We start from the raw sequence: 15189 nt of genomic DNA, 5'->3' as shown, positions 1-15189 counted from the left end.
TTTTTATCAGGTTATTCAAACACTAAGATTAAGGGTATGCTTATGAAAAATGTGCAGATACGCCATGTGGAACCCACCGACTATCAAGCCTTACAACAGCTATTTTCTCATCCACAGGTGTACCGCGACACATTACAGCTTCCCCTGCCTTCGCAAGAGATGTGGGCTAAAAAAATTAAAGATATTCCAGCAGGAGTACATAATCTAGTGGCATGCATTGACGGGGCAATTGTCGGGCAGCTTACTGTTGAAGCAAATCCACGGGCGCGCCGCCGCCATGTCGCTACCTTTGGTATTGCTGTTGATGCGAATTTTTGCGGAAAAGGTGTCGGCAGTGCTCTGATGGCTGCCATGATCGATTTATGTGATAACTGGCTGAATATACAACGTATTGAGCTGACTGTATTTATCGATAACGCAGCGGCTATCGCGCTTTATCATAAGTTTGGGTTTGAAATCGAAGGCACCAGCCCACACTTTGCTTTCCGCGACGGTCAGTTTATCGATGCTCATCATATGGGGCGGCTCAAAATACTAGGTTAACCCTCGAGGGATAGTGCGTAAACCTATCCCCTGATAGATATTTAAATGTGCAGCCAACACACCTGCAATTTGAAAGATGACGGGTATGATTAAATACCGGCGGTATCTTTAATATAACGCCGCGCTTTCACTGCATACGCAAATGGATTAGCAATTGCTGGGTCTTGTTCCGCTTCTACTACCATCCAACCCTGATAGCCTTTTTCATCGAGCAATTTAAACACGGGTCGAAAATCAATAACGCCATCGCCGGGTACAGTGAATGTGCCCTTTTTAACGCCATCCAAAAAGCTAAGTTTTTTAGCTTTAACTTCAGTGACTACTTCATCACGAACGTCTTTCAGATGAATATGATTAATACGCGACAAGTATTTTTCTAAAATGGCTAACATGGCCCTCTGACTGCCTTCGGAATAATAGGCATGACCCGTATCAAATAGCAGATAAACATCATCATTAACCATACTCATATAGCGATCTATTTCTTCACTAGTTTGAATACCGGTCCCCATATGATGGTGTAAACAGACTTGCATACCTTTGGTTGCAGCAATTTTGGCTAACTCGTTATAACCCTCTGCTACACGTTGCCACTCCACATCAGTAAAGTAGGGTTTCTCTTCAAAAACCGCTTTTGTCGTTCCTTGAATGCTCTTGCTTTGTTCCGAACAGCCAATCACTTTCGCCCCCATAGCATGGAGAAAATTCATATGATTGGTGAATTCATCTATGGTCTTGGCGCGTTGATCATCTGCAAAGAAAGTACTAAACCAGGCATTACAAATCTGTATGCCACGCAGTTCAAGCATAGGTTTCAATACGTTAGGATCTCGTGGGTATTTACTGCCCACTTCGCTGCCAGTAAATCCGGCCAATGCCATCTCACTAATACATTGCTGGAAAGTATTTTCTTTGCCTAAATCTGGCATATCGTCATTCGTCCAACCAATAGGAGCGATTGCCAACTTCACACGATCTTTATTCATGATAAACCTCGGTGATACATCCAATTTATACAGATGAATACAATTAAAAAGTGATTAATTGCCATCCTTTAATGCAAGAAAGGGTTTTATTTAAAAGTCATTCCCACATGCTGATGAATAACGGCATCAGGACTGACGCACAGACAACTGATATCAATGTTATTTATTATAGAAAGCAGGCCGTAGTGGCAAACCAACAGGAACAATCTCACCACTAAGCTGAGCGGCAATACAGGCATCCGCAGTCACAGCGGCAGCGAAGCCATCCCAAGCAGAAGGCCCGGTGAGTTTTTCAGCCAAAACATCATTAATAAAAGCTTGCAGCTCAATGTCATAGGCATCGATAAAACGATCTTTCCAATCAGTAAGAATTTCATGCGACAGCCGCGCTTCACTGCGCAGCAGCACTGACGATGGCTCCGGCAATTTTGCAATACCGATATCCCCCACAACTTCACACTGAATATCATAGCCATATTGGCAGTTCACAAAGATTTCGACGTCAATGCGAGTCCCTTTCGCCGTTTCAAATAGCACGATTTGCGGGTCTTTCAGATGTGTTTTGGCATGTTTGGCTTTACGTGGGAAAACAACCTGTACGGAGACATAGTCATCATCGAGCAACCAGCGCAATACATCAATTTCATGGATTAATGTGTCCGTAATTGCCATATCAGTCGTGTAGTTATCACCCACAGTCGGGTTACGGTGGGCGCAGTGCAGCATCAATGGCTCGCCAATCTTCCCGCTAGTAATCACCTTTTTCAGCGCACGATACCCCTGATCATAAGGTCGCATAAAGCCGACCTGAACCAAACGCTGACCTTGTGCGGCTTCAGCTTCAACAATGCGTTTACAGCCCTCAGCAGTTACCGCCAAAGGTTTTTCGCAAAATACGTATTTACCCGCAGCAATAGCTGCCAGAACGAACTCTTCGTGGCTCGGCCCCCAAGAGGTGACTAATACCGCATCCACTTCTTTTGCATTAATGACTTCATAGCCATCTGCGTAAACATTAGCTTCAATACCCAGATCACGAATGACTTTCGTGGCATGTTCACGATTGATATCAGTCACAGCCACCACGCGGCTACCCTGCAAAACCTGACTACAACGACGAATATGATCCTGACCAATTGCACCTGTTCCGATCACGCCAATATTTAACGTCATATTATTCTCCTCATGAAGTTTCGGTTTGCAGATAATCCCTGTTTGTTTTACGACTTCACACCCAGATCAAATGCGATTAGGGCTGAGCTTTCATAACTCATTTCACTAACACTAATAGTCGCGGGCTTTGGCAATATTTTGTTCTAGTACACGGACGACTGTGTCTGTCCTTCCATTTTCAGAAACCTGAGCAACCCCTACTCGCCACCAACTCAGGTACTTATGTACCATGGTCTTTGGTAGTACTTTTACGTCTATCAAAGTAGAAACTGTCTGCAAACGGGCGTCGGCTAATGCATCCACCAATTGCTGCTCGGTGGAAACAGAGTATGTTTTACATCCATAGGCCGCCGCCAGCATGGCAAAGTCTACCGGAACAAAGTCACCGTCCAGTTGACCGGTCTCTTGATTACGGAAACGGAATTCGGTGGCATAACTATCCATGCCATGCTCCATCTGGAGATTATTGATGCAGCCATTTGTCATGTTATCGAACAATACGACGTTAATTTTGCAACGCTCTTGGATAGAGGTAACTAGCTCGGAATGCAGCATCATGAAAGCGCCATCACCGACCAACGAATAGACTTCACGATTCGGTTCGGCCAGTTTCACCCCCAATGCAGCACTGACTTCATAACCCATACAGGAATAGCCATATTCAACGTGGTAGCCATTACTCCCTTTCGTGCGCCAAACCCGCTGCAAATCACCGGGTAAACTCCCTGCTGCCGCGACAATGACAGCATCTTGAGGCAATTGATCATTCAGTACGCCCAGCACCTGACTCTGCGTCAAGAATGAGCCGGTTTTCTTGATAAACTCAGCAAAAACCTGTTCACGATCAAAATGGTCATTGATTTCAGGAATGAAATCTTCAGTACGATACTCCACCTGATAAACCCGTTGCGTTTCTACTAATTGCTCAGTACGCATCCGGGCAATTTCACCCCCCCAGCCAGCTTGATAATGGGTGCTATTAAGCTGTTGGTGTAATGCTGACAATGCTTCACGTGCATCAGCCAACAATTGCAAACCATCCAGTTTGCCAGCATCAAAAGCGCTAACATTAATATTGAGGAAAGAAACACTGGGGTTCTGGAATAACCATTTTGATGATGTCGTGAAATCGGAATAGCGCGTGCCAACACCTATCACCAAATCAGCCTGTTTCGCCAATGTATTCGCAGCCAAACAGCCTGTTTCACCGATACCACCGAGATTCAATTCATGTTCGGAGCTGATAGAGCCTTTACCGGCTTGCGTTTCTACCCATGGCAAACCAAAACATTCAGCAAATCGTTGCAACGCCGGACCCGCTTGCGAATATTTCACCCCACCACCGCACACCAGAATCGGTTTACGCTTTGAGGTCAACAAAGCAATGGCGTCCGCTAGCATTGCAGCACTGGCAGGACGCCGGTCAAGGCGATGGATACGTTTTTGGAAGAAATAGTCTGGATAATCGTAAGCTTCTGCTTGCACATCTTGCGGCAGGCAAAGTGTCACAGCACCGGTTTCAGCCGGATCCGTCAGTACCCGCATGGCATTAATACACGCGCTCATCAGCTGTTCTGGCCGCGTTATGCGATCCCAGTATTTACTGACCGGCTTAAATGCATCATTAGTGCTGATACTAAGATCATGAGACTGTTCAATTTGTTGCAACACGGGGTCAGGCTGACGCGATGCAAATACATCGCCAGGAAGTAATAATAGTGGGATGCGGTTAGCCGTTGCCGTTGCTGCGGCAGTAATCATATTGGCACTGCCTGGCCCGATAGATGAGGTACAGGCATAGATTTGTTGACGTAATTTTTGTTTGGCAAAACCGATCGCAGCATGGGCCATTCCTTGCTCATTTCGCCCCTGATGAACCACTAAGCCACCGTAATTTTGTTCCAGTGCCTGCCCAATTCCCAGTACGTTACCATGGCCAAAAATAGCAAAAATCCCTTTGATAAATTTGATTTCCTGACCATCAACTTGCAGGTATTGATTGTCCAAAAATCGGACTAATGCCTGTGCAGTGGTTAGCCGAATCTTATTCATTTATCCATCCTTTGCTCTGTTTGCGCGACACCCTGGTGACTGAAATACGCCCCAGCCCCTAAGGATACGTAGCCAAAAGAGGAAGCAGATCGGGTGGCTTCCACTAAGCTGGCGGCAGTGAATTGAAACATAACAGGGAGTATAAACAAATATTTTTTTCATAAAATAACATTACAGAAGAAACATTTCATTATGCGAGGAAGATCATATAATCAGGTAAACAATGAAACAACCGATCCTCTCACATCCGTACACTATAGCTTTATCTTGATCCATCGAAATAAGTTTATATTACATTGATATTATTAATTTATATGTCAATTCTATCGCTAACTCTACTCACTAAAATAACCATTAATAACTTGCGCAATGACTCGGCCCAAGTCCCATATTCTTGGGTTATATGAGGCTTTTATCCAAGTCACATAACTGGGATTTAAATTTCATTTAACCTTGAGTTTGAAATTTTTATTCCTCATACTGATTTTAGAAAAACCATTGCAGAGTCATTTCATCGGTCATTGTCGGGGCTGGGTTTAATACAGAAGGAAATGGGGATGGGTACACAACACAAAGTGCTGGATGTCATATGTATCGGGCGTATTGCCGTCGATTTTTATGGGCAACAGATTGGTGCTCGTCTGGAAGATACCAGTACATTTGCCAAATATTTAGGCGGATCATCAGGTAACGTTGCTTATGGTACGGCGATTCAGGGCTTGAAGTCAGGCATGCTGGCACGTGTAGGTGATGAACATATGGGCCGTTTTTTACGCGAGGAATTACAGCGTGTTGGGGTCGATACTCGTTTTCTTATTACTGATAAACAACGCCTGACTGGGTTGGTCATTCTAGGTATCAAAGATCAAGAGATTTTCCCGCTGATTTTTTACCGTGAGAACTGCGCGGATATGGCCCTGACTCCGGAAGACATTGACGAATCTTATATCGCTTCATCAAAGGCATTGGCAATTACCGGTACACATCTTTCGCACCCAAACACGCGAGCAGCAGTGCTAAAAGCATTGGAATATGCGCATAAGCATGATTTACGAGCAGCATTGGACATTGATTATCGACCCGTATTATGGGGTCTGACATCACTGGGGGATGGTGAAACACGTTTCATTGAGTCGCAAAAAGTGACTCAGGAATTGCAGGAAGTGCTGCATCATTTCAATTTAATTGTCGGCACGGAAGAAGAATTCCACATTGCAGGGGGCAGCACCGATACCCTGACAGCACTGCAAAATGTGCGCAAGGCCACACAAGCAACACTGGTTTGCAAACGCGGCGCACAAGGCTGTTCCGTGTTTGAAGGGGAAATCCCTGCAAACTGGGCGGCCGTAAAACTGCATTCAGGTGTTCGTGTCGAGGTGCTCAATGTTCTGGGCGCTGGCGATGCATTTATGTCTGGCCTGTTACGTGGATACCTTAATGATGAAGGCTGGGAGCAGGCTTGCCGCTATGCTAATGCCAGTGGTGCTCTGGTTGTTTCGCGTCATGGTTGCGCGCCAGCGATGCCAACTAAAATTGAATTAGACGATTATCTTCGCCGTGAAACTTCTGTTCCACGCCCTGATCGTGATACCCGTCTTAATCATTTACATCGGGTGACGACACGTAAACAGCAATGGCCTGAGCTTTGTGTCTTCGCCTTTGATCATCGTAAACAACTGGCTGATATGGCGCGCGAAGCTGGCGTTGGTGAAGAACGAATCCCCAAACTCAAGACATTGCTGCTACAGGCTGCGCAACAGGCGGTTCAGGAGTCTGGCTTAGAGCATAAAAGCGGCATTCTAGCTGATACCACTTATGGTCAAGAAGCACTCAATACCATCACCGGCCAAGGATGGTGGATAGGGCGGCCGATTGAGCTACCCAGTTCAAGACCATTACAGCTCGAACATGGCAATATTGGTTCGCAACTTATCGATTGGCCACTGGAACATGTTGTGAAGTGCCTGATTTTTTATCATCCCAAAGACAGTACAAAGCTACGCCAGCAGCAAGATGAACTGATTATTGATATCTATCGTGGATGCTGTAAATCAGGGCATGAGCTGCTATTAGAAGTGATCTTGCCCGAAGATAATGATGATAGGGATGAGCGCTATTATATTGAAATCATGGCGCATTTCTATCAACTCGGTATTCAGCCAGATTGGTGGAAACTACCACCACTCAGTGCCGAAAACTGGCAACAAGTTGGCGAATTGATTGAAGCTCAAGACCCGTATTGCCGTGGTGTGCTGATTCTTGGCCTAGACTCCCCAGAAGCCATATTAAAAGCAGGTTTTGCCGCAGCGGCACAAGCACCTTGGGTTAAGGGATTTGCTGTCGGCCGGACCATTTTTGGGCTAGCATCGCGCCACTGGCTACAGGGTGAGTTGAATGATGCCGAGCTGATTGCTCAAGTGAAACAAAATTACCAAACGCTAATTGGGTATTGGCGTAACTACCGCCCAACAGTCTGAATTTAACTCTGCTTTATAGGCGCTGCCGTTCGAATACGTCGGTGCCATTATGCTGCTATCTACACCATTTATTCCTTATTCGTCTGAAAAAATCCTGATTTTTGTCAAACTTAACAAAGTAATCTCTTTAGGTTACGCTCATTTCCTTTAAGATAGATTTGTGAACTGATTTAAGTTGCAATGAAATAAAATCAAATGCCAATATCAGCAAATGAAATTTTCCAACCATCTGTTAGAATGCCTGATAGATAGCTCTTTAATTTTCCTCTGCCGTGAGCCGAATGGATGAATAATAACCCTACCCAACTTTCATTATTACAAGACCAAATTCGTCATCGTTATGAGACGTTAAGCAAACGCTTAAAACAGGTTGCTCGCTATATATTGGATAATAGTAATAGTATTGCTTTTGATACGGTGGCTTCCATTGCAGCTCAAGCCAGTGTGCCACCTTCGACTTTAATTCGGTTTGCCAATGCCTTTGGTTTCAGTGGCTTTAATGAAATGAAACAGGTATTCCGCCAACATCTGATGGAAGAGACGGTTAACTATACCGAACGTGCTCGGTTATTCCGCCAAACCTCAACGGATGGTAATACTGCTCCAGAGAAACCCTCGGAAATACTGAATGTATTTACCATGGTAAATGCACAAGCTCTGCAACAATTGGCAGTACAAACCAGTGCAGAACAGCTGGATAGAGCCGTTGAATTGCTGAATAACGCCGAAAATATCTATGTCATTGGCTTGCGTCGCTCTTTCAGCGTCGCATCTTACCTGACCTATGCGTTACGTCATTTGGAACGGCGCGCTTTCTTGATAGATGGATTAGGGGGTATGTTTGCTGAACAGTTGAGTATGGTGAAACCTAAAGATGTCGTTATTGCCATCAGCTATTCACCTTATGCGCAAGAAGCATTAGAACTGGTGGAATTGGGCGCTAAAAGTGGCGCTCAGCAGATTGCGATTACGGATAGTCAGGTCAGCCCGCTAGCTGCTTTTAGCGACGTCTGCTTTGTGGTACGGGAAGCTCAGGTTGACGGATTCCGCTCACAAGTTGCCTCTATGTGTCTGGCACAAACACTGGCGGTTTCATTGGCGCTGAACAACGCGAAAGAATAAGTACTAACGCGTGGCTCTCTCGCTACCCCAGCTTGTGAGTGAGCTCAGTCGATCCCTAAATGGGTAGAACTCTTTCTACCCATTCAATTTATTCTAATAACCGTAACTTAGCCTTTTGTTACCGGATACTGATCACTATTGATCCAAGCATGATCTTTCTCCCAAGTAAATTTCCATAGCCGTACTGGCCCAGCCATCACATTTAAATAATAGTTGTCATAGCCTGCCAAGGTTGCCACAGGATGATAACCCTTGGGTACTTTCACCACATCACGGTTATAGACTGGCATACATTCGTCCAGCGAACGGTCGTCGGTATAAACTCGTTGCATACAGAAACCCTGCTCTGGATTCAATCGGTGATAATAGGTTTCCTCCAGATAAGTCTCATCTGCTGCATCTTCTTGATCATGCTTATGACTCGGGTATGAACTGGTATTCCCTTCATCGGTATAGACTTCAACCACCAGCAAGCTGTCCGCAGGCTCGCTGTCAGGTAAAATATTATGCACCAACCGCTGGTTACGCCCCTTTCCGCGCCGCTCAACACCGACATCAGCAGGTGTAATCAATCGAGAAGGCACATACCCTCTTGCGGGAGCACGGCATACCGCCAATTCCAGATCGGTCTCTGCCACGACTTTCACATGATCATGATGAGGGACATAAACAGAATAAGGAGGTGTTCTCTCGAACGGACTCATGCGTTTGCCAATATGGGGATATTCAGCTCGCTGTGTTGAAACTGAAGCAATCCCCGCCACCAATACCAAGCAGAGTTCATTGTCTCCACAGTCCAAATTTAATGCCTTACCTGCCTCGATACGATAGACATCAAACCCCACAAAACGCCAGCCCGCATTCTCTGGCGAAATATGTTGAATGCGCCCATTCGCATCCGGCGACAGACATTTGGCAAGCAGTGAAGACATGATGAACCTCCTATTAGGGGCATGAAATTACTCTAACGAATACCCTCAGGTAGCATTAACCCAGCGTTGGCATACTGTATTCTGAAACAGTTTGTTGCCCCGTTGGCCAACGGGCTGTGGTTGTTTTCATTCGCGTGTAAAAACGCACACCATCAGTACCGTGAACATTTAATGCGCCGAATACAGAGCGCTTCCACCCACCAAAACTGTGAAATGCCATCGGAACTGGAACCGGCACATTGACACCCACCATCCCAGCCTGAACTTCATGAACAAACTGTCGAGCATAATGGCCGTTGCTGGTAAAAATGGCGCTACCGTTACCAAATTCATGGTTATTCACGGTATCAATTGCTGTCTGGTAATCAGGAACTCTGACAATACCCAGCACTGGGCCGAAGATCTCTTCCCGATAGATTTTCATATCTGGGGTGACATGGTCAAACAATGTGCCACCGACATAATATCCTTGCTCATAGCCGGCAACTTTGTAATTACGGCCATCTGTGACTAACGTCGCACCTTCTTTAATTCCTTGATCAATATAACCAAGGACTTTTGTCTGGTGAATTGCTGAAATGAGCGGCCCCATCTCATTTTCTTCCCCGCCTTGTTGAATTCCTGGGCCGACACGCAAGCGAGCAATAAGTGGTTTGAGTTTTTCAATTAATTTATCTGCGGTGCTATCGCCGACAACAACAGCGATAGGCAGTGCCATACAACGTTCACCTGCGGATCCAAATGCGCCCCCCATCAATGCATTTACCGTGGCATCCAGATCAGCATCCGGCATGATGATTGCCTGATTTTTTGCGGCACCAAAAGCTTGTACACGCTTACCGTGAGCACTGGCCGTCGTGTAAATATGTTCGGCAACAGTAGACGATCCAACAAAACTTACGGCCTGAATTCGTGGGTCAGTACAGAGTTGGGCAGCACTTTCATTTGAACAATGAATAACATTAAACACACCGTCCGGTAATCCAGCTTCAGTTAATAACTCAGCCAAACGAACAGAAGCAGAAGGGTCTAATGCGGGTGGTTTCAAGATAAAAGTATTGCCGCAAGTTAATGCAACGGGGAACATCCACATAGGCACCATTGCCGGGAAGTTAAATGGCGTTATGCCAGCCACGACACCCAGTGGTTGCATCATTGAGAAGCTATCAACACCCGTACCGACATCTGCCGAGTATTCCCCTTTCAATAAGTGCGGGATGCCACAGGCGAACTCGACGACTTCCAAGCCGCGAGTGATCTCACCCAATGCATCCGAATAGACTTTGCCATGCTCGCGAACAATCAATTCAGCCAGCTCATCACGATGTTGTTCAATCAGAGCTTTAAAGTTGAACATAATGCGGGCGCGGCGCAGAGGGGTCGTACGTGACCAGTCGGCAAACGCCTGATGAGCAACCCCGATTGCCTGATGAACTTCCTCAGCCGTACTTTGCGTCACTTGACCTTCAACCTTACCGGTGGCTGGATTATGAATATCGACAGTCTGATTGCTGGAACTCAGAGAATTCCTCCCGCCAATAAAGTTACTCACGATTTTCATGTCTCACCCTCTTCTTCATAGCGGCTATCGCAAGGGTCATTGAAAATGGCTGTATGCCGGACACCTAACGGACCATGCACTCAATCAGTAAGGGTTATCTCGTCTTAGTGCCAAGATAGCCCGCAAGGCGACCCACCGCCAGAAAGACGAAAAGCCAGCCGATATGCAGACTCTATTCTATTGAAAAAAAAGTTTCAAATAACTTTCTTTGGAAATTTTGTTTTGTGCGATGCCTCGCAAGTTCCTGCAAGCTTTCCAAGCAATCATCAGGATGTCTAGATCCTCTCCGCATTACTTTCATCTATCTACAATTTCTCATCTTTTAGTTTTTACTAAGCTGTTAGTGTTAAAAAAACAAACGCCGACAGTTGACTTTCTGTCGCCTTAAGTTGCCTTTGTAATATTTTTTCAGCTTGATTTTTGAGCTGAATCGAAAAACCAATGTTCCGTTGTTTTATATAAATGAAATAAATGTTCTTATTTGAGTCAGTATGCACGTTACTTCAATCCAACTCTTGCCCTGATCATTTATCTCAACAGGTTAATGCAGCAGGTTGGCGACAAGGGACACTAAACGGAGTTTTTATGGCATATCAGCAAAAAGGAATACTGGCTATGTGTTGCGGATCTGCGGCATCGCCGCTCTCGGTGGCATCTTGTTCGGCTATCTTTCATCACAATTCCACGGTGCTTTCCCAATGTGGATTTTCGCTATCTGCTGTTTATTCAGTTATTGGTTTATCTGTCGGTTTGTACCTGAAACCAAAGGGGTGGCACTAGAACACATGGAAGAAGCCATGCTGGCAAAACGATCGAAAACATCATTATCAGAGCCTGTGCCAGCGCTTCCCAGCGAAAGTAAATAATATATTTTATCAAGCAAACTTTTTTATCGGGCCATATTTATCGAGCAGTTATTCTCTGGGTTTCGCGGCTCGGAAAATAAATATCGCTCAAATATTCACCATTGCAGGAGCCAGTATCATGTCCATCGCACAAAATCGTTTCTGTATTAATCGCAAAATTGCCCCCCACCTAAGTATTGAAAGCTTTTTCCGTCTGGTTAATAAATGCGGCTTAAATAAGGTTGAATTACGCAATGATATGCCGAGTGGGAAAGTGGCTGATGAGTTGACCACAGCACAACTGAATACACTGGCAGATGAATTTGAGATTGAGATTGTCACCATCAATGCTTTGCAATCTTTCAACCTGCCTGAGCACCGTTCTGCACTGCTACAAAAGACAGAAGAGATGCTAAAACAGGCGCAAGAAATTCATTGCCACGGAGTTATTCTGTGCCCAAATTGTAGCGCCAATGATAGACGTTCTGCCGAGCAAAAAGAGCAGGACACGCTGGATGCCCTACTGCTACTCGCTCCACTATTTAAAAAATATCAGATCACCGGCTTGGTGGAACCTTTAGGATTCGGCATCAGCTCATTACGCTCTCATCTGCTGGCGCAATCCATCATCCGCAAATCAGCCGCTCCCTACAAAATAGTCTTGGATACCTTTCACTACTACCTGAGTGATATCGCTCAAGCTGAGTTTGATGCGCTCATTGAAGTCAATACTATTGGACTGGTGCATCTTTCAGGCGTCGAAGAGACAAGATTAAAGTCCACATTGACCGACGAAGACCGCATCATGCTGAGTGAAGAGGATAAATTGAACAGCAAGCAGCAGGTAAATAATCTCGAGCGCTTGGGTTATCAGGGAATATATGCGTTTGAGCCATTCTCTTCACAGTTGAATACTTGGTCAGAAGCCAATATTGAAAGAGAGATTCGCCAGAGCATTGCTTATTTGCAAAATTAATAAACCAACGAATAGGCCGACAGATAATAGGATTGAAGAGTAAGGTCTGGTTTGGCGCTTTTTGGCGTGTTATAGCAGAATTTAAACAATATTTTCGGGATGCCTGCTAATTCAGGCACCCCGCAATACTGACTATCTTGGGTAATACTGACGATATTGGACACAGATCAGATGATGCAAACCCATTGGGATACGATTTTATTGCCCTTTTTCCATCAGTGCTTCGACTATTGGGTGCTGCGACCACCCCATCGAACAGCCAGACTCGCGGCACCGGCCAAAGTAATCAGAGCAACAACCCCAATCCAGCCAAATTGTTCCAACATCAAACTCCCCAAGGCGGACCCCATAGCCATGCCCACAAAGACGCCCGTAAATAGTAAAGCATTAAGCCGACTGCGGGCCGCAGGTTCCAGACTGTAAATAATGGTTTGATGTGCCACCAGCGCTGCCTGAATACCAAAATCAAAACCAATTGCGCTGATCACAATAAGCCCAATTTGAAGCTGAAGCGGTAGCAGCGGTAAAAGGAAAAGAGCAGCAAAGGATAGTGTTGCCAGACCCGCGCCAATAAGAGTAACGACTTGTGGCCCACGGCGGTCTGCCAATGTGCCCGCTAGAGGAGCAGCCAGTGCACCCGCAGCACCAGCCAGACCAAATGCACCTGCGACTGCACTGCCAAGATGGTATGTGTCTTGTAACATCACGGCCAGCGTTGACCAAAATGCACTGAACCCGACGGAGAGTAAGCCCTGTGACAGCGCGGCCCGACGCAGATCTTTAAACTGAAGCCATAAATGGCTCATTGACGCGAACAGTGCTGGATAACTCAGTGTCGAGGTAGCGGCCATCCGAGGTAAGCAGCGCCATATCACGAGAGTAATCACTATGACCGACAGCGATGCCCCCATATACAATGACCGCCACCCGAAGTATTCGGCGACAAAACCACTTAACACTCGAGACAGCAATATGCCCAATAGCAAACCTGTCATGACCGTTCCGACCGTTTTCCCTCGTTGTGCTGCTGAAACCAACGTAGCAGATGCAGGCACGATATCCTGCGCCATTGTAGCCGCCACCCCGATAACAAAACTCGTGACCAATAAGTCGCTGATACTGTAGACAAAACCACTGAACAATAGTGCGGCGGTCAGCAGAATCCCCTTCAGCAAAATGATAATTCTGCGGTCATGGCGATCACCCAATGGGGCAAGTAACAAAATACCCAATGCATAACCCATTTGTGTCAATGTCGGCACCATGCCCACAGCCCCGACGCTAGCGTGCAAGTCAGTACCCATGACACCCAACAGGGGTTGGCTGTAATAAATTGATGCTACGCTGAGGCCAGCCCCAGTTGCCAACATCAGAACGGTGCGGCCGGAAAGGGTGCTTTCTGTATGGCTGGATGTGGTTTGAATAACTGACATGATGGCTACCTGTAATGATATTGAGCCGCTATTTTTGCGTGCGTAGCCCTATCTTGGTAGTCGCCTAGAGAGTAAAACTGTTATACGCTTAACGCATGATAGAGCCTAATTTAGCAAGCACCGACCGTATAGAGTTGATGCAAACATTTATTCGTATTGTCGAGGCGGGGAGTTTATCCGGGGCGGCAGTGCGTCTGGGTATCAGCCAGCCAACCATCAGCCGTCGGCTACAGACACTGGAGCGCTTACTGGGTCTTAAACTATTACAACGCACGACGCACACCATGAAGTTAACCGACGATGGCGAACGCTGCTATACCCACGCTAAGGCATTGATTAATAGCTGGAACATCATGGAGGATGACCTGCGAAGCGCGACGGATGAGCCCAGAGGGCTATTGCGGGTTTTGGTTCCGCACGCTTTTGGGCAAGACCAGTTAATCAAGCCACTGAAAGAGTATCTGCACCGTTACCCGAAAATGAGTGTTGAATGGATACTCAACGACCGTCGGCCTGACTTTATAGCGGAAGGCATTGATTGTGCCATTCAAGTCGGCGCAGTCACCGACCCTTCCGTCGTGGCGATCTTGCTGGCAGAGGTGCCACGTATTGTGGTTGCCGCCCCTGAATTACTGGCTGATAAACCGATACCGACGCATCCTGAACAATTACAGGATTTTCAGTGGTTAGCATTGAATACGTTCTACTGTAATGAAGTGGTACTGAGCCACAAGACGGATGGTGAAATCTCTCGGCTGGCTATCCAACCACAACTGAGTACCGACAGCCTATATGCATTACGTAACGCCGCCTTAGCCGGATTAGGTGCCGGTATTGCCTCAACATGGGTGATCAGCGATGACCTTGCGCAGGGGCGGTTAGTGCATTTGACGCCAGATTGGCACGGGCTACCTTTACCAGTATATCTGGTTTACCCCTATGCCAGCTTCTACCCCGCCAGACTGCGGGCATTTCTCGATATTATGCGCCAAGCTATGCCGAGTCTGGCCGGAACACAAAGCCCAACCAAACTGCCGCAGTGAAGCAAAAATAACGTTTTTACACTCATTTTAGGGAGCCTCAACCGCT

At 46.3% G+C, this 15189-nt stretch carries 11 protein-coding genes and 1 pseudogene; 6 read left to right on the top strand and 6 right to left on the bottom strand.

The features are described 5' to 3' along the window. Positions 1-42 precede the first annotated feature (42 nt). Positions 43-543 (top strand): GNAT family N-acetyltransferase, encoded by a 501-nt coding sequence (locus tag HRD69_RS06335; protein WP_004874907.1) that lies wholly within the window; start codon positions 43-45, stop codon positions 541-543. Between the two features lie 89 nt (positions 544-632). Here HRD69_RS06335 and iolE read toward each other — a convergent pair whose 3' ends face one another. From iolE to iolD, 3 genes are all read right to left on the bottom strand, one after another. Beyond that, positions 633-1529, bottom strand: coding sequence for a myo-inosose-2 dehydratase (gene iolE, locus HRD69_RS06330; protein WP_004874908.1), 897 nt, complete (start codon positions 1527-1529; stop codon positions 633-635). A 159-nt stretch (positions 1530-1688) separates the two neighbouring features. After that, positions 1689-2702 carry a bifunctional inositol 2-dehydrogenase/D-chiro-inositol 1-dehydrogenase gene (gene iolG, locus HRD69_RS06325; RefSeq protein ID WP_004874909.1) on the bottom strand — a complete coding sequence of 338 codons (1014 nt, stop codon included), beginning with the start codon at positions 2700-2702 and terminating at the stop codon, positions 1689-1691. A 111-nt stretch (positions 2703-2813) separates the two neighbouring features. Next, the gene (gene iolD / locus HRD69_RS06320; RefSeq protein WP_004874910.1) at positions 2814-4754 is read right to left on the bottom strand and encodes a 3D-(3,5/4)-trihydroxycyclohexane-1,2-dione acylhydrolase (decyclizing); all 1941 of its coding nucleotides are present in this window, start codon (positions 4752-4754) and stop codon (positions 2814-2816) included. 557 nt (positions 4755-5311) lie between these two features. On the opposite strand from iolD, the gene HRD69_RS06315 reads away from it, so the two are divergent. Together HRD69_RS06315 and HRD69_RS06310 are read left to right on the top strand one after the other, a co-directional pair. Continuing rightward, positions 5312-7231, top strand: a complete 1920-nt coding sequence (locus HRD69_RS06315; protein ID WP_032814146.1) for a bifunctional 5-dehydro-2-deoxygluconokinase/5-dehydro-2-deoxyphosphogluconate aldolase — start codon at positions 5312-5314, stop codon at positions 7229-7231. A 285-nt stretch (positions 7232-7516) separates the two neighbouring features. Beyond that, entirely contained in the window at positions 7517-8353 is an 837-nt protein-coding gene (locus HRD69_RS06310) for a MurR/RpiR family transcriptional regulator (RefSeq protein WP_004874912.1), read from the top strand. A gap of 107 nt (positions 8354-8460) precedes the next feature. On the opposite strand, the gene iolB is transcribed toward HRD69_RS06310, so the two are convergent. Continuing rightward, on the bottom strand, positions 8461-9285 hold the full coding sequence (iolB, locus tag HRD69_RS06305) for a 5-deoxy-glucuronate isomerase (protein ID WP_004874913.1): 825 nt from the start codon (positions 9283-9285) through the stop codon (positions 8461-8463). Positions 9286-9340: 55 nt separating this feature from the next. Further along, positions 9341-10846, bottom strand: coding sequence for a CoA-acylating methylmalonate-semialdehyde dehydrogenase (locus tag HRD69_RS06300; RefSeq protein ID WP_004874914.1), 1506 nt, complete (start codon positions 10844-10846; stop codon positions 9341-9343). Positions 10847-11511: 665 nt separating this feature from the next. On the opposite strand from HRD69_RS06300, the pseudogene HRD69_RS06295 reads away from it, so the two are divergent. Then, positions 11512-11712, top strand: a pseudogene (locus HRD69_RS06295) (MFS transporter); the annotation flags it as partial. A gap of 118 nt (positions 11713-11830) precedes the next feature. After that, positions 11831-12667, top strand: a complete 837-nt coding sequence (locus tag HRD69_RS06290; protein WP_004874916.1) for a TIM barrel protein — start codon at positions 11831-11833, stop codon at positions 12665-12667. A 227-nt stretch (positions 12668-12894) separates the two neighbouring features. Here HRD69_RS06290 and HRD69_RS06285 read toward each other — a convergent pair whose 3' ends face one another. Further along, entirely contained in the window at positions 12895-14100 is a 1206-nt protein-coding gene (locus HRD69_RS06285) for an MFS transporter (RefSeq protein ID WP_004874917.1), read from the bottom strand. A gap of 95 nt (positions 14101-14195) precedes the next feature. Here HRD69_RS06285 and HRD69_RS06280 point away from each other — a divergent pair, with 95 nt between their 5' ends. Beyond that, positions 14196-15143 (top strand): LysR family transcriptional regulator, encoded by a 948-nt coding sequence (locus HRD69_RS06280; protein WP_032814148.1) that lies wholly within the window; start codon positions 14196-14198, stop codon positions 15141-15143. The last annotated feature ends 46 nt before the right edge of the window (positions 15144-15189 follow it).

This window comes from Yersinia mollaretii ATCC 43969 (genome assembly GCF_013282725.1).
GTDB lineage: Bacteria > Pseudomonadota > Gammaproteobacteria > Enterobacterales > Enterobacteriaceae > Yersinia > Yersinia mollaretii.
Note: the sequence above shows the minus strand (reverse complement) of the source record. Positions and strands in the feature narration are given on the sequence as shown.